General features: G+C 34.4%; 20 protein-coding genes and 1 tRNA gene. 11 read left to right on the forward strand and 10 right to left on the reverse strand.

Annotation, left to right across the window (positions count from 1 at the left end; translation table 11 throughout):
- Window positions 1-500 precede the first annotated feature (500 nt).
- The 4 genes from GOQ24_RS14030 to GOQ24_RS14045 form a co-directional block, all read right to left on the reverse strand.
- Window positions 501-1,163: a phosphatidylserine decarboxylase family protein gene (locus tag GOQ24_RS14030; protein WP_160339985.1), complete on the reverse strand. Its 663-nt coding sequence runs from the start codon at window positions 1,161-1,163 to the stop codon at window positions 501-503.
- 173 nt (window positions 1,164-1,336) lie between these two features.
- A tRNA-OTHER gene (locus GOQ24_RS14035) sits at window positions 1,337-1,407 on the reverse strand.
- 148 nt (window positions 1,408-1,555) lie between these two features.
- On the reverse strand, window positions 1,556-2,329 hold the full coding sequence (locus GOQ24_RS14040) for an alpha/beta fold hydrolase (RefSeq protein ID WP_160339986.1): 774 nt from the start codon (window positions 2,327-2,329) through the stop codon (window positions 1,556-1,558).
- Entirely contained in the window at window positions 2,329-3,042 is a 714-nt protein-coding gene (locus tag GOQ24_RS14045) for a pyridoxine 5'-phosphate synthase (RefSeq protein ID WP_160339987.1), read from the reverse strand. The genes GOQ24_RS14040 and GOQ24_RS14045 overlap by 1 nt, the downstream gene beginning before the upstream one ends.
- Before the next feature lie 93 nt (window positions 3,043-3,135).
- Here GOQ24_RS14045 and GOQ24_RS14050 point away from each other — a divergent pair, with 93 nt between their 5' ends.
- The 8 genes from GOQ24_RS14050 to murI all read left to right on the forward strand — a co-directional run bounded on the left by GOQ24_RS14050 (window position 3,136) and on the right by murI (window position 11,632).
- Complete coding sequence (locus tag GOQ24_RS14050) at window positions 3,136-3,804, forward strand: CBS domain-containing protein (protein WP_155090867.1); 669 nt, start codon at window positions 3,136-3,138, stop codon at window positions 3,802-3,804.
- Entirely contained in the window at window positions 3,804-4,688 is an 885-nt protein-coding gene (locus GOQ24_RS14055; protein ID WP_155090868.1) for an NAD kinase, read from the forward strand. The genes GOQ24_RS14050 and GOQ24_RS14055 overlap by 1 nt, the downstream gene beginning before the upstream one ends.
- A 124-nt stretch (window positions 4,689-4,812) precedes the next feature.
- On the forward strand, window positions 4,813-5,532 hold the full coding sequence (locus tag GOQ24_RS14060; protein WP_155090869.1) for a DUF6089 family protein: 720 nt from the start codon (window positions 4,813-4,815) through the stop codon (window positions 5,530-5,532).
- A gap of 4 nt (window positions 5,533-5,536) precedes the next feature.
- Window positions 5,537-6,277, forward strand: coding sequence for an isoprenyl transferase (locus GOQ24_RS14065; protein WP_155090870.1), 741 nt, complete (start codon window positions 5,537-5,539; stop codon window positions 6,275-6,277).
- 12 nt (window positions 6,278-6,289) lie between these two features.
- Complete coding sequence (gene bamA, locus GOQ24_RS14070; RefSeq protein WP_155090871.1) at window positions 6,290-8,956, forward strand: outer membrane protein assembly factor BamA; 2,667 nt, start codon at window positions 6,290-6,292, stop codon at window positions 8,954-8,956.
- A gap of 27 nt (window positions 8,957-8,983) precedes the next feature.
- Window positions 8,984-10,231 (forward strand): OmpH family outer membrane protein, encoded by a 1,248-nt coding sequence (locus GOQ24_RS14075; RefSeq protein ID WP_155090872.1) that lies wholly within the window; start codon window positions 8,984-8,986, stop codon window positions 10,229-10,231.
- 41 nt (window positions 10,232-10,272) lie between these two features.
- Window positions 10,273-10,788 carry an OmpH family outer membrane protein gene (locus GOQ24_RS14080; protein ID WP_155090873.1) on the forward strand — a complete coding sequence of 172 codons (516 nt, stop codon included), beginning with the start codon at window positions 10,273-10,275 and terminating at the stop codon, window positions 10,786-10,788.
- Window positions 10,789-10,852: 64 nt separating this feature from the next.
- Window positions 10,853-11,632, forward strand: a complete 780-nt coding sequence (murI, locus tag GOQ24_RS14085) for a glutamate racemase (protein WP_155090874.1) — start codon at window positions 10,853-10,855, stop codon at window positions 11,630-11,632.
- A 205-nt stretch (window positions 11,633-11,837) separates the two neighbouring features.
- On the opposite strand, the gene GOQ24_RS14090 is transcribed toward murI, so the two are convergent.
- From GOQ24_RS14090 to GOQ24_RS14100, 3 genes are read right to left on the reverse strand one after another with little or no spacing between them, the layout of a single operon-like run.
- Window positions 11,838-12,356 carry a gamma carbonic anhydrase family protein gene (locus GOQ24_RS14090; protein ID WP_155090875.1) on the reverse strand — a complete coding sequence of 173 codons (519 nt, stop codon included), beginning with the start codon at window positions 12,354-12,356 and terminating at the stop codon, window positions 11,838-11,840.
- 45 nt (window positions 12,357-12,401) lie between these two features.
- Complete coding sequence (locus GOQ24_RS14095; RefSeq protein ID WP_155090876.1) at window positions 12,402-13,409, reverse strand: type IX secretion system membrane protein PorP/SprF; 1,008 nt, start codon at window positions 13,407-13,409, stop codon at window positions 12,402-12,404.
- 6 nt (window positions 13,410-13,415) lie between these two features.
- The gene (locus GOQ24_RS14100; RefSeq protein ID WP_160339988.1) at window positions 13,416-16,022 is read right to left on the reverse strand and encodes a T9SS type B sorting domain-containing protein; all 2,607 of its coding nucleotides are present in this window, start codon (window positions 16,020-16,022) and stop codon (window positions 13,416-13,418) included.
- A 116-nt stretch (window positions 16,023-16,138) separates the two neighbouring features.
- Here GOQ24_RS14100 and GOQ24_RS14105 point away from each other — a divergent pair, with 116 nt between their 5' ends.
- A complete protein-coding gene (locus GOQ24_RS14105; protein WP_155090878.1) occupies window positions 16,139-17,038 on the forward strand; it encodes a NifU family protein in 900 nt (299 codons plus the stop codon).
- A gap of 282 nt (window positions 17,039-17,320) precedes the next feature.
- Here the strand turns inward: GOQ24_RS14105 and GOQ24_RS14110 are convergent, their stop codons facing one another.
- Window positions 17,321-19,600, reverse strand: a complete 2,280-nt coding sequence (locus GOQ24_RS14110; protein ID WP_160339989.1) for an inorganic phosphate transporter — start codon at window positions 19,598-19,600, stop codon at window positions 17,321-17,323.
- Between the two features lie 282 nt (window positions 19,601-19,882).
- Here GOQ24_RS14110 and GOQ24_RS14115 point away from each other — a divergent pair, with 282 nt between their 5' ends.
- Both GOQ24_RS14115 and GOQ24_RS14120 read left to right on the forward strand, forming a co-directional pair.
- The gene (locus GOQ24_RS14115; protein ID WP_155090880.1) at window positions 19,883-21,889 is read left to right on the forward strand and encodes a thioredoxin domain-containing protein; all 2,007 of its coding nucleotides are present in this window, start codon (window positions 19,883-19,885) and stop codon (window positions 21,887-21,889) included.
- A 2-nt stretch (window positions 21,890-21,891) separates the two neighbouring features.
- Window positions 21,892-22,659: a mechanosensitive ion channel family protein gene (locus GOQ24_RS14120; protein WP_155090881.1), complete on the forward strand. Its 768-nt coding sequence runs from the start codon at window positions 21,892-21,894 to the stop codon at window positions 22,657-22,659.
- Between the two features lie 3 nt (window positions 22,660-22,662).
- Here GOQ24_RS14120 and tsaB read toward each other — a convergent pair whose 3' ends face one another.
- Window positions 22,663-23,340: a tRNA (adenosine(37)-N6)-threonylcarbamoyltransferase complex dimerization subunit type 1 TsaB gene (tsaB, locus tag GOQ24_RS14125; protein WP_155090882.1), complete on the reverse strand. Its 678-nt coding sequence runs from the start codon at window positions 23,338-23,340 to the stop codon at window positions 22,663-22,665.
- Window position 23,341: 1 nt separating this feature from the next.
- A complete protein-coding gene (locus tag GOQ24_RS14130) occupies window positions 23,342-24,586 on the reverse strand; it encodes an efflux RND transporter periplasmic adaptor subunit (protein WP_160339990.1) in 1,245 nt (414 codons plus the stop codon).
- Window positions 24,587-24,589 lie beyond the last annotated feature (3 nt).

The following is a 24,589-nucleotide window of genomic DNA, read 5'->3' on the forward strand; positions in this document are numbered from 1 at the left end:
AACAACAAGTACCTGTATAGTTATAATAGGATTATAAAACCAAATGTACAGTTAAAAGCAGGATTATAAACAATAACTGTACAGCTATATTAGGACGAGACATACGTGCCATACATTGATACAAATATGATTACATATTGATCGCATAGTGGTCGCATATTATTCTGCAGAAAGTATGCGACCACTATGCGATCATATACCGACCACAAGCCGACCACCCCCTATTTAGATCCTGTCGTCCTAATATAACTGTACAGTTATTGTTTATCATCCTATCAATAATCACCCCCTGCTTCTCCTTCATCCGATTGCAAGATTATAAGCCATTTCTACACATTACTTATACTTTAGTACTTGTACGAAGCAATTGTACTTCCTGAACACTGACTCAAAAAGTGCCAAAGTAGAAAAAGAAATAACAAGAGAATCCGATACACACAAAAAAAAAAGTAGAACTATCCCAAAGAACAGTTCTACTTAAATTCCAACAAACAGATTAATTATTTCCACTTAGCCAAAGGGGTGATGCCACTTTGAACACAATCCCCTAACTTGACGTTAACTACGGTATCAATGGGCAACAGGAGATCCACTCGAGAACCAAACTTAATAAATCCTAACTCTTCACTTTGTGTAGCTACTCCGCCCACATGAAGATAGTTAACAATACGCTTAGCTAAAGCACCTGCAATTTGCTTGGCTAAAACTTCCTGCCCATTCTTGTGCTTTAACACAACAGTATGCCTTTCATTCAAAAGGGAAGATTTAGGATGCCACGCCACAAGGTGTTTTCCTGGGTGATATTGACTATACACAACTTCACCAGTTATTGGATTTCTATTGACATGTACATTCAATACACTCATAAAAACAGAAATCTGCAAGCGCTTTTCCATAAAGTACTCGTCTGGCTCTACTTCTTCTATGACGACCACCTTTCCATCACAAGGAGCCAAAATCAAATTGTCATCTTCTGCTAATACCCTTGAAGGGATTCTAAAAAAGTAAACCACTAAAGACATGCCCACCAAAGTCATCAAAAGAATTGCGTATTGCAATATCCACCAACTACTGGGTAGACATAAGAACAATAGTGAATTAACAGCTATAAATATGCATACCGAAAGCGATATAGATCCCGTTCCCTCTTTGTGTATTCTCATTTTTGTCAAACTTTTAAAAAATGTTAAACCCTTTGCCAAAACGGCAAATCGATACTTGGTACCCCTAATTCACATTAGAAAAAACATCAATTATGAAGTAACTAAAACAGAAGTCATTTCTAAATCCCTAAAGATCACTTTGTGCCATACGCAATGAATCGCACAGAGAATTGAGGTTCTGACTGGATTCGAACCAATCTACTGATTATTGCGTAATCAGGCCTAACCACTCAGCCACAGAACCTTTTTGTACACTGCAAACATATAGCCTTATTCTACGACTATCATGGTACAGTTTTTCTATTTCATGCTAGTCCAACAAACCCTCACAAAAGCAAAGGAGGCTAATTCTATGCATAGAATTAGCCTCCTTATATACTGAACAGTTTTTACTACTGTAAAAACTTACTTACAATCTCGTAAAACATATCCGGATTCTCAGCATGTAACCAATGCCCCACTCCAGGAATAGTTTCGATAACAGCTTGTGGAAAATACGTCTGAATATCTTCGAAATCCCTTTCTTGAATATACTTAGAGTTTCCCCCTCTTATAAAAAGAGTTTTACCTTCATAGACACCTTCTCCTGTTAATCCTTCACCCACCACTTCAGGCTTCTCAGCGAAAACATCCAAATTAAATCGAAAATCCAATTGCCCAGGTTCTTTCCAATACAAACCTTTCATTAAAAACATACGAGTACCTACATCTTTAATGCGTTCTGAAATTATCGCATCGACATCTTGTCGACTTGGTTTAACGCTAAAATCTACTGCTTGCAACGCTTCGATGATGTCTTGATGATGCGGAGGATAAGCGCGGGGAGCAATATCTGCAACAATCAATTTTTCAACACGGGAAGGGTACTTGATAGCAAACTTCATCGCTAATTTACCGCCCATTGAGTGGCCTAACACAATTGCATCACACATATTATAATGATCCATATAACGAGTAATATCCTCTATCATATAGTCATAAGACCAATCCGCAGAGTGAAAACTTCTACCGTGATTGCGCAAATCCAATAGGTGAACTTCATATCCTTGTTCAACCATTTGCTTTCCAAATGTCTTCCAATTATCAGAAGTCCCAAAATATCCGTGGATAACTAACAAAGGGATTCCACCTTCTCCTTCAATATTTGAATATAAAATATCCGTCATTACTGTAATTTTCTAATATACATATTTACTACATTCTCCAATCCCAAATATAGTGATTCAGAAATTAAGGCATGTCCAATAGATACTTCTAACAAATTAGGTATATTATTTTTAAAGAACTCGATATTGTCTAAACTCAAGTCATGACCTGCATTTATCCCCAGTCCTAATTCACTTGCCAATTCTGCTGCTTTAGTATAAGGAATAATCGCTTTTTCATTTCCCAGACCATATTGCGTAGCAAATTCTTCAGTGTAAAGCTCGATGCGATCTGTTCCTACTACTTTTGCCCCTTCAATCATTTCTAATACAGGATCGACAAAAATAGAAGTACGGATTCCTTGTAATCTACATTCAGCTATCACATCCTGTAAAAAACTCTTATGCTTAACAGTATCCCAACCTGCGTTAGAGGTAAGGGCGTCAACTGCATCGGGAACTAAAGTTACTTGAGTAGGCTTGCACTCGAAAACTAACTTCATGAAGTTATCCATAGGATTACCTTCAATATTAAATTCAGTATAAACCACATTCACTAAATCGCGAGCATCCTGATATCTAATATGTCGCTCATCGGGACGTGGGTGAATAGTCACCCCTTCCGCTCCAAACTTTTGAACGTCTTTAGCTACTTGTAATAAATTAGGTACATCGCCTCCACGCGAATTACGCAAAGTCGCTATTTTATTAATATTTACAGATAATTTAGTCATACTTATAAAATTAAAACGCAAAAATACAAAGTATAATCTACGCCTATTGATTAAATTTGATTATTTTGCACTGAATAATTCAAGTCACCCTATATGTTTTCACTACAAAGAGAAATAGTAACTGCTATCCCTTACTTCACTTCGTCGTCGACGGTAAGTGAATGTCTATTGTATTTAGAAAACAAAGGATATTCGCATCTTCCTATTGTAGATGAAAATCACTTCTTTTTAGGCAACCTCTTGACAGAGGACCTTGAAAACACAGATGAAGCTACTGCTCTTAGGGAAATGCTATATGACTTAGAACACTTTTATTTAACAGACCAACCTACGCCTTCTATCTTTGAGGCACTAAATTTGCTTAGTCTAAACGATGCAAATATCATTCCCTATCTAACAGAAGAAGGTCAGTTACTTGGCATTATTTGCAAAGAACCTTTATCTGCCGTTTGGAATGATTCCATTTTCTTACAAGAACACGGAGAGCATATTGTTGTGTCTAAAGCAACGAATACATTTAGCTTATCAGCAGTAAGTCAAATCGTAGAAAGTAACAATGCTAAACTTTTTGGCGTAATTTTGCTGAACAGCAATGACAGCAATACTAACATCCTAATAAAGACTAACAATATCAATACAAATGCGATATTGGATGACTTTAGAAGACATGGATACGAAATTGAAAGTAACCACAATGATGATTTGTATCGCAATGAGCTAAGAGATCGATCTGACTATTTTAATAAATACATGAATATATAATGAAGTTTGCAATTTATGGACAAACTAGTAAACCTATAGTACAAAACATCATACTAAGGTTATTAAAAGTTTTTCAAGATTATGAGCATGAAATCATATTTGAAGAACAATTTTACAATTTGCTAAAACACAATAATATTTTGTCAAAAGAGTATGATGTGTTTGGCAAAAATGCAGAACTGTCGACCGACGTGAATTTTTTCATTAGTATCGGTGGAGATGGTACAATGCTGAGAGCCGCAAACTTTATTAAAGACAAAAATATTCCGGTTGTAGGGATAAATGCGGGGAGACTTGGTTTCTTGGCCAATGTGCAACAGGATGACATAGAAGAATTGCTGCCTAATGTCTTTACGAATAACTTCAAACTTTCAAAGCGATCGTTGGTTAGTTTTAGATGCAACCCACCAAAGAATAACGATTTTGAAATCCAGTATGCTTTAAACGAAATTACGGTATCGAGAAAGAATACCACTTCGATGATTACAGTAGATACCTACTTAGACGATGAGTTTTTAGCCTCTTATTGGGCTGACGGTTTGATTATTGCGACACCTTCAGGCTCGACAGGTTACTCACTTAGCTGTGGAGGGCCAATCATTGAACCCGAAACAAATTGTTTTGTTATTACCCCTCTTGCGCCACACAACCTAAACGTAAGACCATTAGTTATTAGAGACAATTTAGAGATAAAGCTAAAAGTAAGCAGTCGTGAGAAGAAGTTTTTACTTTCGCTTGATACTACGACAAAAACAGTGACCAACGAAACAGAAGTAATCATCTCAAAAGCGCCTTTTACAATGGATTTAGTAGAATTCCCTTCACAGAGTTTTATTAAAACACTCCGCAATAAATTACTTTGGGGAGAAGATAAAAGGAATTAGAGTATAATTTTTTACAACATTGAACGTTTACAAATGAATAGTTCAGTTTTAATTAAAGCATAATATCACAAAAAAGGTTTAATTAAAACTCTATATTACTATATTTGTAGCTTATTTTAACAAAATGAATAGACTTTTAATTTCCTTATTATTGCTATTGACTGCGAACATTGCCAGTGCACAGATACACGAAGTCGGTGTAGGTATTGGAGGAGCCAATTATGTAGGAGATGTAGGTTCTACTCAAATTATAAATCCCACAGACTTTTCGTTTCATGCCTATTACAGATGGAATCGCAGCCCAAGACATTCGTATAGAGTAAGTTTTTTACAGACGAAGATCAGCGGTAACGATGCCAAGTCGGACATGGGAAATAGAAAGCAAAGGGGTTATAGTTTTAAAAATGACATACAGCAACTATCAGTAGGAATCGAATTCAACTTTTTTGAATTTGATTTACACGAGGAAAAATTTGCTCTTACCCCTTTTCTTTATTTAGGAGTTTCAGGTATTCGATATGACGACTTGTATTACAAGGCTTTTGAACAACCTATAGAAGAAGACATTAGATTAGATAAGGTAGATTTAGTAAGAGGCAAGAAGAAAAACTCGTTTGCAATTCCTTTTGGTGGAGGTATTAAAATAAGAGCTACACCTCAGCTAAATATTACAGCTGAAGTACTGGCTAATTACACAAATACAGATAATCTGGATGGAAGTCATCCTAAAGGTGATCGTAGAGAGTATTATAGTTTTGGTAAAAATGGAAACGATTGGTTTTTTTACAGCGGTATATCGATAAGTTATACATTTGGAAAGAACCCATGTTATTGCGCAGATTAAATAGATGAATTGGAAAGAACAAATTGACGTAAACAAGCTACCTCAGCATTTAGCAATCATCATGGATGGAAATGGGCGTTGGGCAAAGCAAAAAGGTTTTTTAAGAACAATAGGGCATGAAAATGGCATAAAGTCTGTGCGAACAACTATTACTGCTTGTGCAGAACTTGGAATAAAAAACCTAACCTTATACGCTTTTTCAACTGAAAATTGGAATAGACCTAAATTTGAAGTTGATAAATTAATGGAAATATTGGTAAAGTCTCTAAAAAAAGAACTACCTACCTTCATGAGTAATGGTATAGCACTAAATGCTATTGGCAACTTGGAATTACTTCCAGATAAAGTACAAAAAAATTTAAAAGAGGTAATCGACCAGACAAGAGAAAATAACAAAATGACCTTGACCTTAGCCTTGAGTTACGGTTCAAGAGCAGAATTAGTTGAGGCTATTAAAAAAATTTCTTTTAAAGTTAAAAATAACTTAATTTCGGAGGCTGATATAGATGAAACAATTATAAATGAGCATCTTTACACGAACGATTTACCTGATGTAGACCTTCTAATTAGGACGAGTGGCGAGCAGAGAATCAGTAATTTTTTACTTTGGCAAATAGCTTATGCTGAATTGTATTTTACTGATGTACTATGGCCTGACTTCTCTGAAGAAGAATTATCAAAAGCCCTTCTGACTTTTCAAAAAAGAGAAAGAAGATTTGGAAAAACTAGTGAACAAATTAAATAAAAAACGAATATAATGTTTCAAAAAGGAACCTCTCTTTTTGCACTGTTTATTGCTGGACTTCTATATGCAAACGCACAAGCACAAGACGGTATAAACATTCCTACTTACGACGCTCCCAAAAATTACACTTTAGGAGATATAAAAGTTACTGGAAAATACAATTATAACCCACAAACAGTTATAACTTTTACTGGACTGAGTAAAGGACAAAAAATAACAGTACCTGGAGAAGAAATATCTGACGCTTTAAAAAAGCTATGGAACTTAGGTTTCTTTACAGATATCAACATTTATGAAACATCTGTCGTAAATGATACTATTAATTTGGAATTAAGTTTAAACGAGTTACCTCGTTTGAATAGCGTAAAGATTAAAGGCTATAAAAAGTCGAAATCTGAAGCCCTTATTAAAGAAGCCAAACTAACGAAAGGTAAAATTGTTAATGAAAACTTTTTGTCTACAACAAAATACTTCTTATTGAATAAATACAAGAAGGATGGTTTTTACAACACGAAAGTTACCCTTAATACAATACCAACAGACTCTACTAATAGAAGAGTTGATCTTGTTATTGGTGTAGATAAAGGAAAGAAAGTTCGTATCTCAGCTATCAACTTTGAAGGGAATGAGAAATTAACAGACAAAAAGCTTAAAAAAGCAATGAAGGACACAAAACAACGTAGTCCTTTTAACCCATTGCGAATATTTAAGCCTTCAAAATTCATCGCTGCTAAATATGAAGATGACTTAGGTAAATTAGTAGATAAATATAAAGAAAGTGGTTACCGTGATGCACGTGTGATTATGGATTCTACAAACTATGACCCTAAGACGAATAGAATTGCTATTGACATTAAAGTTGAAGAAGGGAACAAATATTACTTCGGTGATATTCGATTCCTTGGTAATACTGTTTATAAAAGTTCTGACTTAAGAAATTTATTAGGTATCGATAAAGGAGATGTGTACAACGGTGTCTTATTAGATAAGCGTGTTGCTGATAAAACAAATCCTGATGCGAATGACTTAACTAACTTATATCAAAATACCGGTTATTTATTCTCTCAAATTACTCCAGTAGAAGTAAAAACAGCGAATGATACTATTGATTTTGAATTGAGAATTATGGAAGGTCCGATTGCTAAGTTCAACAACATAACAATGTCAGGAAACCACAATACTCATGATCACGTAATCCAACGTGATTTGCGTACTCGCCCAGGAGAAACTTGGAGCAAAGCTTTAGTGATGGAAACGATCCGTAAGCTGGCTTCATTACAAATATTTGACCCGCAAGCAATCGTACCAGATATTCAAAATGCAGATCCTAATGCAGGAACAGTTGATGTAAACTGGGTTGTTGCAGAAAAAGGATCAAGTCAAGTTGAGCTTCAAGGAGGATATGGTGGTGGAGGTTTCATCGGAACCTTAGGTCTTTCGTTTAATAACTTCTCATTGAGAAATATCTTTAAGAAAGAAGCATATAAACCATTCCCAATGGGAGATGGTCAGTCACTTGCCTTGCGTTTACAAGGAAGTAGCTACTATCAAACCTATAGTTTGAGCTTTACAGAGCCTTGGTTTGGAGGAAGAAAACCAGTGAGTTTCTTCGGTACTGTAGCTTATAGTACACAAAACCTATATGACTACTACAACCGTCGTACAGACCGCAGTAGAGGATTCAATATTACAACATTGTCATTTGGGGTTGCAAAACAGCTAAATGTACCTGATGATTATTTTGTATTATCTCATACTTTGAGTTTCCAATACTATGATATGAATAACTATAACACTGGGTTATTTACATTTGGTGATGGTTCTTCGCGAAACTTGTCTTACCAAATTGAATTAAGACGTGATAACCGTGGTATGGACCCTATTTTCCCAACTTTTGGTTCTTTATTCAGCATTAGTGGTAAATTTACTCCACCTTATTCGCTATTCAATAAAGTAGACTATACGAAGTTGAAAGATCAACAAGACTACAAACTTAAAACAAAAGCTGGAGCAATCGACCCTTCAACAGGTATGCCTATGCCAGAAGGAACTTATATCAACAGTAGTGGTCAACCAGTGTACGACTGGAGAGATGCTGCTGCAGATCAAAGTAAAGTTGACCAAAAACGCTTTAACTGGTTAGAGTATTATAAAATCAAATTCAAAGGAGATTGGTACACAACTGTCTACGACAAGTTAGTATTGAGAACTGTAGGAGAATTTGGTTATATGGGAGCTTATAACGACAATAGAGGAATTGTTCCATTTGAGCGTTTCTACGTTGGAGGTGATGGATTGGCAAACTTCTCTTTAGATGGTAGAGAGGTAATTCAATTAAGAGGTTACCAAAATCAAACACTTACGCCATTAAATGAAAGAGGAGAACAAATTGGAGGTACTATTTACAACAAATTCACGTTAGAATTAAGATACCCAATTACATTAAAACCGAGTGCATCGGTATATGTATTGTCATTTGCTGAAGCAGGTAACTCTTATGATACATTCAAAAATTATAAGCCATTTGAGTTAAAACGTTCAGCTGGATTAGGTGTTCGCGTTTTCATGCCGATGTTTGGTCTATTGGGAATCGACTTCGGATATGGATTTGATCCAGTACCTGGACAAACACAAAAAAGTGGATGGCAAACACACTTTATCCTTGGACAATCATTTTAATGTAGTTCAAAATAAAATTGAATTGACATGAGACTTGTATTAGCTTCTATAATTTGTATATTTACATCTATATCTATTTTTGCTCAGGGAGGAAGTGCCCGTATAGCTTACATAGATATGGAGTATATCTTGGGACAAACACCAGAATATATAGATGCTACTTCTGCCTTGGATGAAAGAGCAGCACAGTGGAAAAGTGAAGCCGATAAAAAACAGGCAGAAATACAAACGCTAAAAGATAATCTTGCGACAGAACGCATACTTTTAACAAGGGAATTAATTGAAGAAAAAGAGGAGGAAATCTCAATTCTTGAACAAGAATTATACGAGTACCAACAAAAGAGATTTGGAACTAAAGGAGATTTGATAACACAGAAAGTAATGTTATCTAAACCAATTCAAGATCAAGTTTTTGCCATAGTTGAAGATATTACTGAAGCGAGAAAATTTGACTACGTTCTTGACAAAAATACGGAATCGACAATGGTACTTGCTACCAAAAGACACGACATTAGTGATTTAGTCCTAAAGCGAATGGCTACTGCAAGGCGCAAACAAAATATGACTAAAAAACAAGTCAAAGAAGTCGAAAAAGAAGAAAAGCTCGAAGACGAAATGGCTTTGCGTCAAACAAGACGCGAAGAACAACAACGAAGAAAAGCGGAGGCAGACAGACTACTTAGACAAGAGGAGAAAAAGAAAAAACAGGAAGAACAAAACGATCCTAACTTCTTAAGAAAAGAAGCTATTCGTCGCCAACAAGAAGAAAGAGAGAAAGAAAGACAAGCTAAACTTGAACAAAAACAACAAGAAAAGCTTGAACGCATTGAAGCACAAAAAGCAATCATCGCACAAAAGCAACTCGAAATGGAGAAACAACGCGAAGAAGCTCAAATTGCTAAAGAAAAAGCTCTCGAAGAACGCAAAAAACAAATTGAAGAACAAAAAGCTGAACTTCAACGTCAAAAAGAAGAACGAGATGAGCTAATCAAAATGGAACAACAAAGTCGAAGAGAAGCTGCACAAGAAAACAGCAAATCGAAAGAAACTGTTGATATTCAAAAACTCCGAGAGGAAAGACGATTAGAACAAGAGCGCAAAATAGAAGAAGCAAGACAGAAAAAAGAAGAACAGAGAAAAAAACGCCAAGCTGAAATAGAAGAAATTAAAAAACAGCAGGAAGAAAATAGACAACGAAGAATAAAAGAACAAGAAGAAAAAAGGCTTCAAATTCAACAAGAAATTGAAAATAAAAAACAAGAAGCCAAAAAATAAGAACATTAATTATAGAAAATAAATCAAAAAAATCGAGTAACATGAGAAAAATGAAATCTTTATTAATTGCAGCAGCAATGTTTTTTGGAGTAAGTTCAACTGCTGTAATGGCTCAATCTAAAGTAGCTCATATCGACGTTCAAGCTTTAATGAGTGAATTACCAGCAATGAAAAGTGCAGATGCTGAATTGAAAAAAATGGGAGAAGGATTTGAAGCTAATTTCAAATCATTGATTACTGAATACCAAACTAAAGTTCAAAAATATCAAGCTGAAGCTGCAACTGCAGGAGAAATTGAAAATGAAAAAAGAGCTAAAGAAGTTGGTGAGATGGAGCAAAAAATCCAAGAATTTCAAAATTCTGCTTCTCAACAATTAGAGCAAAAGAGAATGCAACTATTACAACCTATCATGGAGAAAGCACAAGCTGCAATCAAAAAAGTAGCTAAAGCTAAAGGATTTGACTACGTAATGGACGCAACTGTTGGTGGAGGATTATTAGTAGCTGATGGACCAAGTTTATTAGATGACGTTAAAAAAGAATTAGGAGTTAAATAATTTATTCCTTTCAAAACTTATATTAAACCACTCTTTTTTTAGAGTGGTTTTTTTATTTTTGTATATGCAAAAGAATAACCCAATAGGCTTATTTGATTCCGGAATTGGCGGAACAACAATTTGGCGTGAAGTAAAACAACTTATGCCATATGAAGATACTATATTCATAGGTGATCAACTCAATGCTCCTTATGGAATAAAGAGCAAAGATGAAATAGTTCAACTTTCCTTAAAAAATGTCGAATACTTGATCAATCAAAATTGCAAGTTGATCATTGTGGCTTGTAATACTGCAACCACTAATGCAGTTGCAGAAATTAGATCAATGTTTACTATTCCAATTATAGGCATTGAACCAGCTATAAAGCCGGCCACTTCTTTAACAAAAACATCTACAATAGGTATTTTAGCAACGAAAGGGACGATTACAAGCGATTTCTTTGCTTCTAAAATAAAACTATACCCTAATATAAAAATAATAGAGCAAATAGGCTATAATCTCGTTAACCTAATTGAGTCGGGGAAAACGAATACGGAGGAAATGAGAATGTTATTAAAAGAGTACTTATATCCAATGGTGGAGCAAGGAATGGATACCTTGGTTTTGGGATGTACACATTATCCTTATTTAAAACCTCTTATTCAAGATATAATAGGGGAAGATATATTGATCATAGATTCTGGTAAAGCAGTTGCTAAACACACGCAGAAGGTGCTTGAACAGCATAATCTATTAACTGACAAAACAACAGATGGATATAGTAAGTTCTATACTAATATCGAGCCAACTATATTACAGTCTTTCTTAGCGGATCCGCACATAGCCGAATACAAAGATTTCTAAAAGCTAAGAACAATAGTCAAGTAGTTTACTTAGCTCAACCCAAAATACGCGATAGACAATAAACGAAAGATAATTATACAAAGTAGGTCTGAACAAGTGATACAAGCATACAATAGTATGATATTAGAGCTACTAAAAGAGCTATAATGTAGAGTTACTTTACAATATTTGGGCTAACGCGGATTTTGGACTCAACTATACATACCTATTCTTCTTCCTTATACCAACTTGAATACATAACATAGTTATTAGCAATGCGCTCTACTTCACCAGCGAAATCTGACGCACTAATATCTTTTACTTTCTTTGCTGGTACACCAGCGTATATTGCACCAGATTCCACAACCGTATTCTGAGTTACAACAGCTCCTGCAGCAATAATCGTATTGCTATGGACTACGCAATTATCCATTACTATTGCGCCCATACCTACCAATACGTTATCGTGTATAACACAACCGTGCACCATGGCATTGTGTCCTACAGAGACATTGTTGCCAATAACCGTTGGGTGCTTTTGAAAAGTACAGTGAACAATCGCGCCATCTTGTATGTTGACCTTGTTCCCTATCGTAATAGAGTTAACATCTCCGCGAATCACCGCATTAAACCAAACACTACACTGAGTGCCAAAGGTAACATCTCCCACAATAGTAGCATTCTCAGCAACAAAACAATCCTCTGGAATGCGAGGAGCTTTTCCGCGTACAGCTTTTATAATCATAATTATACCAAATAAAAAATCCCGATAAATATCGGGATTTTTTATTTAATCTTTCACTGTAGGACAGTTACAATCTAAACTAACTCTTTTTGGAAATAAGTTAATCCCAATTGTAAACTGGTGAAACCCACTATTTGTAAACTTAACATCGCCTGTTGGTTGTGAGTAAGCGTATGAAAAAGATAGATTCTTATAATTTCCCCCAATTAATGGAGTAAAATACTGAAGTCTTTGCGTTTTGATTTGTCCCTGTTTTTCATAATCAGCCCCATTAAAATTCGTACGGTAAGAAACTCCAGCCCAAATACGACCAAACTCAAATTGTCTGTACACTTTCATATTGATGTCCATCGCTATCTCTTCTAACTCCTCCGTATATTGAATCAAGGTAGAAGGTTCGTATATCCAACCTTCTCCATACTTCGTATTTCCAAAAGCATAGCCTGCTCCTAATAAATACTTGCGCAAATTATTACTCTCTGCATCTGAATACAGATTTGACTTGCTCGTAATGGCATTTTTCACGGTCAGCATTGAGAAGAAATTCTTATAGTGATAAGCTGCTCCCACATCCATTGTAAAGTAAGAGTCTTTAATACTTGAGGTTCCATCAATATTAGGATCAAAACCACCAAACTCACTTTCATCTAAAGATGTTCTCGCAAACCCCGCACTTAAACCAAAAGATAATTGGTGTAAATCATAACGCGACTCACTAAAAGTAATATGGTAAGCATAAGTCCCCTTGAATCCTGTTTGAGAATGATAACCATTCTTATCATTAAAAAATACAGCTCCAATAGCAGATTGATCATTAAGACGAGTACTTGCATTCAATGTCATTAATTTAGGAGCATCGTCTACTCCACTCCATTGTTGTCTTGTAGACATTCTCACCTGTAGGCTATTTTTGATTCCTGCCATTGCAGGGTGTAAAAGATAATAGTTATCAGCCAAATATTCTGAATAAACTGACATACCTTCTTGTGCAGAACCTAATTGAGATACTAATAATATAATAACCAGGTAACTTTTTCTAAATATCTTCTTCATAACAAATTATCTTTTTAAAGAGAAATGCCCTTTATAACTAACTTTTTGACCATCTCCATCTTTGCCTGGAGTATCATTTGTAAATTCAACTGTAAACCAATAATCTGTTGAAGGCATAGGTTTACCATTAAATGTACCATCCCAACCTTCACCTTGAGCACTCATTTGTTTTAGTAATTTTCCATAACGATCAAAAATAGCAATCCTTGCTTCAGGGTGTCCTTTTAAACCAGGAATATTCCAAACATCATTATATCCATCTCCATTAGGAGTAAAATACTTTGGATAACCAAAAACAGAAAAATCTACAAAAGCCATACAACCAGAAGCAACATCGCGAACCCAAGCTGTATGATTGCCAATAGGCACATTCATAAATCTGTTGTTCATTTGGAATCCTCCTCTATCAATTGCATACTCATAATTTCCAGAAAGTCCTCCTTTTGATCCGATCACGACATCAGCATTTCCAAACTCATCAATATCCAATGAGTTTACCATACCAGTAGCATCAGCATTCTCAACAAATACCTCTATCAAATCCTTAATAATCCACGATCTACCAACCGTACAAGATTCAGTGTTTGGATAAGGCTCGTTCTTGAAACTAACACTAACAGTATACTCTCCTGCTTCTACAGCCTCGTAAGTTAATTTCTCACCAACTTGAAGCGTTTTCCAAGAAGCGTTATTATTTGAGTCATACACTTTTTTCATCCATACTAAAGACAAAGGTCTTCCTTTTAAATCTTTTGAAGTAACACCCAATACAATAGGCGTAATAGTGCCTGTTTGAGAATCAGCACATAATTGTAGTGTTGCATCCTCTGGATAATACTCTACCACAGGCGTAGTTCCCAAACTAGCATAAAAAGAACTGTAATTCTCAGCCAATGGACAGTCAAATTCTTTCTGCATTGCTACTCGAGCATAAATAAGATCAGATTTTTCTCCCATACCTATAGGGTAGTTGCGAACTAAACTCTCATCCATGCGAATATCGTTCTTAGCATCTTCTTCTGTCTTATAATAGTACACTGTCAACTTTGCTCCTTCAGGATTTAAACTTGGACCAAACTGATCTGTTCTTAATTTACCGATATAGAAACTATCGTTATTTCTAAGATCTACGGTATACGAATTTGTTGTTCCCGTATCAATCTGATAATATCTTGCTGTTCTGTCTGTACTGTGTTCCGTTTTTAATTTACTATATCCAATAGAAGCATAGAAAGAAGCAGTGTTAAAACTTTGGGTTGTTAAATCTGTAATTCTTGTCCATATCTGTCTTGCTTCATTAATTTTAACTTCCAATTCAACACCTACAATCTTATTCTGATTGTTCTCTGCATCTTCTTTAGAATTAAAAAAGTCTATAGTAAATTTATCCGTTGGATCAAAACCTTCTTCGTTAGCCTCTTCCTCTGTTACTATCGTTCTTCCATCAGCAATAATAATAGTTTGCTCTGTTAGAGATAAACGAAAAGAAGTGACATTGTTATCACAATAAGACACATTATCTAATGCAGGTATATAAGGTTTCTCCGTTACTTTAAGCGTTACTTTCTTACCTGATACAACACAGTTTTTTCTCGTTAATTTACTTTCTACACGAGTGTAAACAACACTGCCATCAGCAGCTTCAAATTCTTCGGGCTTTGGTATAGAATTTACTCCACCTTTTGCATCAGATTCTGTTAGGTGAAAGCTTATAGAATAGAAGTCAACCTCATCGTTCTCTGGAATGATTTGAGACTTAGCCGAGTTCAAATCAAAAATACCAAAGCGCTTCCCATCCTTATCTTCTTTACTTTGGTTCGCAGTTAAACTTGCATCATTGGGATTCAATGCAAAAGACTCAGCAAAAAGTGTAAAAGTTCTCGACGCAACGTCATTTGTTCCAAATAATTTAATTTGAGCAGTAACAACAGTCTTATCAGCTGCTTCATAATTATTCAATGGACCTACTAATTTAGAACCATTAACAGAAAGCTCAACCTCTTTTTGACCATAATACAAATCGTTACTTGCATTTGAAAGATCAAAAGTTCCTTTACCATCAACAGCACAAGTGTACATATCAGGTAACTTTACTAAACGGTGTTCTAAATTACATCCTTGATCTTTGATAGACAAAATAAATTCTTCCACATGAGCATCTCCTTCACCTGTTACAGGAAAAACACGCAAATACAATGTCTTGTCATGAGCTGCAGGATTCGCTATCTCTAATTTATCATTTGCAATAGCACCTGTTCCACTCTCAGCAGAATCACGTGTTTCGTGAAAGCTATATTTGTACCCACGAGGAACTATAGCATTTCCAGTAGCATCAACTTCGCTACCTGTGGCTTTATCTTTTAGTGCCTCACCTAAATAGATAACCATTTTATTAGAAACAATCTTATTGTTTGCATCTAACCCAGGCACGCACTGTTCTATATTAAATGGTTTCCCAAACTTAACTTCAGGATTTGGTTGCTCTTGCTCATCTGCAAGGGTAGCAATACTTTCTTTACTTACATAATCAATAGAATTTGTTCTTCCTTGTACACTCTCTGTAGTGATGAAAACGGAAAGAACAAAAAATAAAAGCCAGAACCTTTTGCTCATTTTACTGCTATATTAAAATTATTACTGCTTACTTATTTGTTAATTATATGTTTAAATAATCTATATTCGTGACACTTAGTAATATTCTTTGTTAATTTTGAAAAAACTAAAATAATATGTCAAAAATACAAATTCAAAATACGTCAAACCCTACAATTATAAAATTTGTTTTACCAGATTTCATTACGAAGGGCGAAAACTTCGAATTCAAGAACATAGATGAGACTGCAAATTCTCCTCTTGCACGCGAATTATTCTATCTTCCTTTTGTTAAAACGGTTTATATCTCAAATAATTTTATCGCTATTGAAAAATTTTCAATAGTTGAATGGGATGATGTGAAAGAAACCGTGGCTGATCAAATAGACTTATTCCTTGCTAAAGGTAAGAAAATACTAATTGAATCTAAAAAAGAAATAAAAAAGCAACCAATTACAATATATGCTGAATCAACACCAAATCCTTCAGTAATTAAGTTCGTTGCCAATAAATTATTAACAAAAAAACACGTTGAATATAAAAATATAGATGAAGCAACATCTTCACCGCTTGCAAAAGAATTATTTAAACAATCTTTTGTAAAAGAAGTATTCATCGATGAGAATTATATTTCAATCTCTAAATTCGATGCTTATGATTGGAATGAGTTCATCAATCCGACAAGAGGATTCATAAAAGAGTTCTTAGAAAACGGCAACTTAGCTGTTGAAGAAGCTCTTTTAAATGATGTTAAAGCACTCGAAGCTGAAGCTGATAAACACTTTGATTCATTGGATGAAAAATCACAGCGCATTGTAAATATTTTAGAGGAGAATGTTAAGCCTGCAGTACAAGCTGATGGAGGTAATATTGCTTTTCAAAAATACGATCAAGAAACCAATACAGTACACGTTGTATTACAAGGTGCTTGTAGTGGTTGTCCTTCTTCTACTTTTACACTTAAAAATGGAATTGAAGGAATGCTAAGACATATGCTTAATGACGAAGCTATTATAGTGGAAGCTTATAATGGTTAATGATAAGTAAAATAAATATGGAAAGGGATTATGTAAAACATAATCCCTTTTTTTATCCTCAAAATTAAACCCTGATTAGGCAATAGACATATAAACAAAAAGGAATTACACTAAATAAATCTGATTTAGCAAATTAAACTTACCATAGTATGGTTTTAGAACTAATGAAAGAAAGATCAAGTAGAACTGCTTTATAGTATTTGACTATTGTGGAGACAGGATTATACATAAAAAAAAGAGGTTGTTTAAACAACCTCCCTTTCACTTTAATTAATATAAAGATTAACTCATTCTAATGAATGATTTCCTCTTAACATCCACATCAAAATTCTTAAACAATTCTAATAATCCAATCGTAGCTTTAATTAAATCATCTGATTCAAATAAAATCGAAAAATACAATTTACTGTTTTTAGCACTTGTTTCCGTTGTACGAATACGAATGATTTGTTTTTGAATTAACTTATCTACTGACGAGATTAACTCTTCTTTGTCATTAAGTATATCTTCAATTTCAGAAAATCTCTCTTCAGTGAATAGCACAATTATTTTGTCAAATAATACCTGTAATTTTTGATCAATCAGTTTTAAATCTCTAATCTGATTAAACTTCAATTTCTTGTGATTATTATCTACGTGTGTGTAGCTATTTTGTGCAATAAAGCTAACTGCTTTTATCATTTCTTGTAAATAACCTAAAGTCACTACGTAAAACTTACTTGCTCCAACCGAAGTATCATCTAAGTTCTTAATAAAGAAGTAAACATTACCTCTCAGATTATCTACTTCCTTCTCTAATTTCTTTAATTTCTTTTTACTCTTCTTTAATTCAGTAATATCTTGTAGAGCGATTGAATCAATAACAGTTGTATAAAGTTCATTTACACGAGTTAATACATTTGCAATTTGAGTAGAACTCTCTGATGCAACACCTTGAATATTTACGATATCTACTCTATTCAATTGAGAGTTTTGCAACTCTTTTTCTTTCTCTTTTTTCTGGTGAATTTTATTACTTCTATAAAGTAAAATACCAACTAAAATTAACATTCCTACTAAAGCATATATCTCTCCTATACGCAAAATATACGCTGTAATAAATGCTGCAATAAAAGCTACAATAGCCGTTACAAACCATCCACCAATTACATTAAATACTCCAGCTACTCTATACACTGCCGAATCTCTATCCCAAGCTCTATCGGCAAAAGATGTACCCATCGCAACCATAAAAGTAACATACGTTGTTGAAAGTGGTAACTTCATAGAAGTACCTATAGAAATCAATATACTCGCAACCATCAAATTCACAGAAGCACGAACCATATCAAATGCAGGCTCATCCTTTGCTGCTCGCTTAACTATAACTGAAGGCTTTTCAAATCGCTTATCTAACTTTAATTGAAGTGATTTTGGAAGCACATAGTCAATAGCTGCTCCTATCAAAACAGTTCCTCTAACAATTGTTCTAGACAATATATTAGAATCAAACTTTTCTTCAGATGTACCTGTATCTTGTCTTGCCAAGTTCATCTCTGTTTCAATCACAGCTTTAGCTTTTTTAGATGTCCAAAGTGTTATAACCATAATTGCACCTGCAATTAACAAAAAGTAGAATGGAGCAACTACACTTTCTTCTGCTAAAACTCCCATCATAAATGATTCAGGAGCTTGCCCTGATGCCTGGAAAAAGCCAAATGATTGAAATGCTGCAATAGGCACACCGATAAAGTTTACTAAGTCATTACCCGCGAATGCTAAGGCTAAAGCAAAAGTTCCAATAACGATAATCACTCTAAGTATATGTACTTTGAATACACTTACAAGTAATTGAGAAATAAAAGTCCAAACGACAAAACTAACTAAAACAATTGTCATCTGATTCTCGTTAATCCAAGTGCTTGTTTCTTTTGTTAAGAAACTTGCCCCTTTTAATCCCTTAATTAAAATAAAGAAAGTAATCGCAGTAATTGCAATACCACCAAATATTCCTCCATACGTCTTTAACTTCTTGTCAATATCAAAAGTAAAAACTAAACGAGAAAAATACTGTACAATTGTACCTATGGTAAAAGAAAGTATTACAGACATTAGAATACCTACGACAATTTCGGTAGCCTTTGCCGTATTAATATACTCAGGAAGTGTATCCCATCCATCTCCGCTGTTTACGATCTTAATTACACCTAAACACACCGCAGCTCCTAATAATTCAAAAACAATCGAAACTGTTGTAGAAGTAGGAAGACCTAATGAGTTAAAGACATCCAATAACAAAACATCCGTAATCATTACGGCGAGGAAGATGATCATGACATCATTAAAAGAAAACATCTTGGGTACAAAGATTCCACTACGGGCTATCTCCATCATCCCACTTGAAAATAGTGCTCCTACTAAAATACCTAAGGAAGCTACTATCATAATCGTTTTAAAAGTAACAGCTTTAGAACCAATAGCTGAGTTCAAAAAATTCACAGCATCGTTACTAACCCCTACAGTAATATCAATAATAGCTAAAACTGCTAAAGCAATAAGCATTACAATAAAAATCTGTTCCATTAATCTTAATATTTAATTATAGTGAGTCGCAAAGGTTTATATAAATCTGAAAACCTATGTTAAGTCAATGTTATGATTTATTGTAAAATTGAAACAATTACTTATATTTTATATTGATTTCAAACATACTAACGCCTTTAAAAACAAGAATAAGAAGGTAATCAACTCATATATGCTCTTAAAAAGATTACTTTTCTCATATAGGATATTGTCACGTGAGAAAATCATTATGCTCAATTCTAAATAATAACCTTAATTTTACTTAATCAATACAATATAAAAATGAACAAACTCTACCTTGAATCAAGCCCATACTTACTACAACATGCTACTAATCCCGTTTATTGGCTACCTTACAATCACGATAGCCTACAAAAGGCTAAAGATGAAAATAAACTCGTTATAATAAGTATTGGGTATTCTACCTGTCACTGGTGTCATGTCATGGAGCACGAGAGTTTTGAGAATGAAGATGTTGCTACCATCATGAATGATCACTATATTTCCATAAAAATTGATAGAGAAGAATTGCCTGACATTGATGCTTTTTATATGAAAGCTGTGCAATTGATGACGCAACAAGGAGGATGGCCACTGAATGTGGTTTGTTTGCCTGATGGAAGACCTATTTGGGGAGGTACATACTTCACAAAAGAAAAATGGTCTGATTCACTTTTACAATTAAATGATCTCTACAGAGACAAACCTCAAACAGTATTGGAATATGCTGAACAGTTGCATACGGGAATTTCTCTTTTGAGCTCTGCCCCCACCTTTGATAATCAATCAAGATTTAATTTCGATGGTTTACTACACAATTGGAAAAAGAGTTTTGACTTAGAATTTGGAGGGTATAATCGAGCTCCTAAGTTCATGATGCCAACAAACTTACTTTTTCTTCAAAAATATGGAATACTAAAACAAGACAAGGATCTAATTGACTATATCGACTTAACCTTAACTAAAATAGCTTGGGGTGGAATATTCGATGTTGTGGAGGGTGGTTTTTCGAGATACTCTGTTGATTATAAATGGCATATCCCACACTTTGAAAAAATGCTTTATGACAATGCACAATTATTACAAGTTTATGCAGATGCCTATAAGAGAACTCATAATGTATTATACAAAGAAACAATACAGAAAACGATATCTTTCATAGAAAACAATTGGAGAGATAGCCAAGGAGGGTATTATTCTGCCTACGATGCAGATAGCCTTGACCAAGAAGGAAAGCTACAAGAGGGAGCGTACTATGTTTGGACTAAAGAAGAATTGCAAACAATTATCACTGAACGCTTCGATGTATTTTCTACTATTTACAATATTAATAATTTTGGCTATTGGGAAAACAACAATTATGTCTTCATCCAAACTCAGCACTTATCAGATATAGCAAATGAGTTCAAGCTTTCTCTTGACGAAATACAAGCCCTAAAAACGAAATGGGAATCAGACTTATTATCAGCAAGAAACAAAAGAGAACTACCTCGTATTGATAACAAAATTCTTATTGCTTGGAACGCGATGTATATCGTGGGGTTATTAGACTGTTATACAGCGTTGAATGAGGATTCATACTTAACTGAAGCAATTGGCATTTTCAATTATATTCAAAGCAATTTAATTAATCAAGAAACAGAACGACTATACCATTCCTCTATTAATGGTCAAAAGTCAATTGAAGCCTATGTAGATGATTATGCATTTTTCATTCAAGCTTGCCTTAATTTATTCGAGAATACGGCTAACCAAGAATATTTACGCATAGCAAAGAACAGTTTAGACTATTGCTTAGATACTTTCTATGATCAAGCAAATGGCTTTTTCTTCTTGAATAATGAAAGACAGGAATTTATTACACCTATTTTTGAAACTGAAGACAATGTCATTCCTTCATCTAATGCAATCATGTGTATGAACCTACTAAAACTTGGTGTTTTATTTGAAAACATGCACTATACTACAATTGCAAAGAGAATGAATCAAGTAATGCTATCACAGATTGACTATCCTTCAGCCTATTCTCATTGGTTGCTTTCTAACTTGTATATTGAAAACCCACAAGAACTCACTATTGTTTCTGAACAAGCTTTAGACTTAACCAAACAATTAAATCAAAAGCCAATTGCGAAAACCTTTATATTTCCAATTAATTCAACCACTACTATTCCCTATTTAAACAAAGGCAATAATCAAAAAGCACATTCTTTATATTATTTTTGTACAGGGTTAACGTGTTTAGCTCCAGAAGAAGATAATCGTTTCTTAGATAAATACACATTATAGTCATGGATAAACTTGATACTTTACTGAGTACCTATATAGAGAAAATATTTGTTTTTGTACCAGAAGTTGTCACCTCTCTTATTATACTTGCAATAGGTATGTTTGCAATTAAATCACTAAAAAAAATTGCAAATAAATTATTTCTCGAAAAAAGAATTGACCCAACCTTTGCCAGTTTTTTAATTGATGTTCTCATTTGGAGTTTGCGCATTCTTTTGTTTGTAATCATAGCTTCCAAACTTGGTATACAGACAAGTTCTTTTGTAGCTATTGTAGGTGCTATGAGTTTGGCTATTGGATTGAGCTTACAAGGATCTTTAAGCAACTTTGCAGGAGGTGTACTCATTATTCTGTTCAAGCCTTTTAGAATTGGCGACATAATTGAAGCTCAAGGGGAAACAGGAAAGGTATTGACAATCCATATTTTCTCTACGCAAATCCAAACTTACCAAAACAACATTGTGTACATACCCAATGGAGTTTTATCTAATGGGAAAATTAAGAATATATCTCAAAATAATTTGAGAAGATTAGAAGTTCCTGTGCAAACTTCTTTAGTAAAGAATACCGTTGAATTTATGTCATTACTACAAGCAAAATTAGAGCAGAATGACTCAATACTCAATCAACCTAAACCGAGAATACTAATTAAAGAGCTACTAGATACTAAGATTACTTATACAGTACAAGCTTGGGTTGAACACGATAATTACAACCAGGTATTTTCTTATATCTTACTTGAATCAAAAAAAATAAGTGATGCTTTATAAGCATCACTTATTTTTTTTTGTTGCCATTACAAAATCTTTCAAATAGAAAGGTTCAAAGTAGGCTACATCAACAAAATCTTTATTTACATACTTTTGATAACTAACCTCTACCATTTCTCTTGCTGAAGGGTAAATTATATCATCTAAAAACACGAAGTTATCTTTCGTTAAAACGGATTTGCACTTCGAAGCTCCATCTCCTATAAAATACACTTTGTCGTACTGATACAGGCTCTCAAAAGAATTTTCATCTACTACTACCGCCTCAATAGGGGTTAATTGATTGTACTCTTTATCGAATACACAAGAAAAGACTTCCATTCTCCTTGCATCAATCATAGGGACAATAACTCCCGATTCTTTTACTACACTTCTCGCTAAAACCTCTAAGGTATCAATGGCAATCATCGGAATACTCAACCCATAACAAAGGCCCTTTACGGATGAAACACCTATTCGCAAGCCCGTATAAGAACCTGGCCCTTGACTAATCGCAATTGCTGCAAGGTCCTTCAAACTCTTATTGCATTGCTTTAATACTCCTTCAATAAAAACGTGAAGTTTCTCTGCATGTGAAAAGTTTTCTTCCGCAATTTCAACTAACTTTTCTATTTTTCCATCAACTGATAAAGAAACTGAACAATTCTTAGTTGCAGTTTCAATATTTAAAATTGTAATCATTCTACTCAACTTTAATCTTATCTCCATGTTGTAACGTACGGCTTACCAAAGAATAGGGTCCAGTGATAACTTCATCCCCTTTCTCAAGCCCTGCTACAATCTCTATATTTTTATCATCTTGAATGCCTGTTTTTACAAATCTAAGTTTTGCAACTCCCTTCTGATTTACAAATACCGCTTCTTTCATTAATTCCTTATCATAAACCTTTTTACTGGTTTCTGCGTTCCTCACAGTATCTGTTGGGCTACGCATTATAACAGCACTGATAGGAACACCATAAATACCGTTTTTAACATTGGTAATAATATCAACAGCAGCAGTCATTCCAGGTCTAAAAGGGGAATAATTTTCAATTCTCGAATCTATCAGATCCTTATAAGACTCCTCCAAAATCTGAATCTTCACTTTGAAAGTAGTGACTTGATCTGCTGATAAAGTTTGATTTGATGCAGAATTAGAGATACTCGTTACAATTCCCCTAAACTCTTTCTTCAAATACGCATCAACATTAATTCTTGTTTCATCTCCCTCCTTTATCTTGACGATATCATTTTCATTAATATTAACTTCAACTTCCATTCTGCTTAAATTTGCCACACGCATTAGTTCTGTACCAGCCATTTGTTGGGTTCCCAAAACTCGTTCACCTAATTCTACATCTATGCGCGATATCGTACCATAAGTAGGTGAATAAATACTTGTTCGCAAAAGATTTCTCTGTGCTTCAGTCACAGCAGCTTTTGCACTTTCCACATTGTAAAAAGCTGAATTTTGTGTTGCTTTAGCTACTTCATAAGTTGACACAACCTTATCCCATTCAGAACCTGAAATCACCCCTTTCTTATAAAGTGTTTTATAGCGATTATAACTTGCTTGAGCTTCAGTTAACTGAGCTTCAGCTTGTGATAAACCCGCCACGCTGGTAGCCAATATAGCCTTATTTCTATCTACAATAGATTCATATAAATCAGGGTTAATCTCAACAAGTAAATCACCTTTCTTGACAACTTGCCCTTCTTTAACGGGCAAATTTATGATTTCTCCCGATACTTCTGAAGAAAGTTTAATCTCAATTTCTGGCTGGATCTTTCCTGTACCAGAAACTGTTTCTACAATATCTGTTTTATCAAGCTCTATAGTGGTTACAATACTTTCACTTTCCTTCTGTCCAAATACTCCTGAAGCGAAGCCAATTATAACTAAGGCTACTACTGCGATAATAATTAATAAGTACTTCTTTTTCATAAA

The sequence above is a fragment of the Myroides sp. LoEW2-1 genome (assembly GCF_009767705.1).
GTDB classification, from domain to species: Bacteria; Bacteroidota; Bacteroidia; order Flavobacteriales; family Flavobacteriaceae; genus Flavobacterium; species Flavobacterium album_A.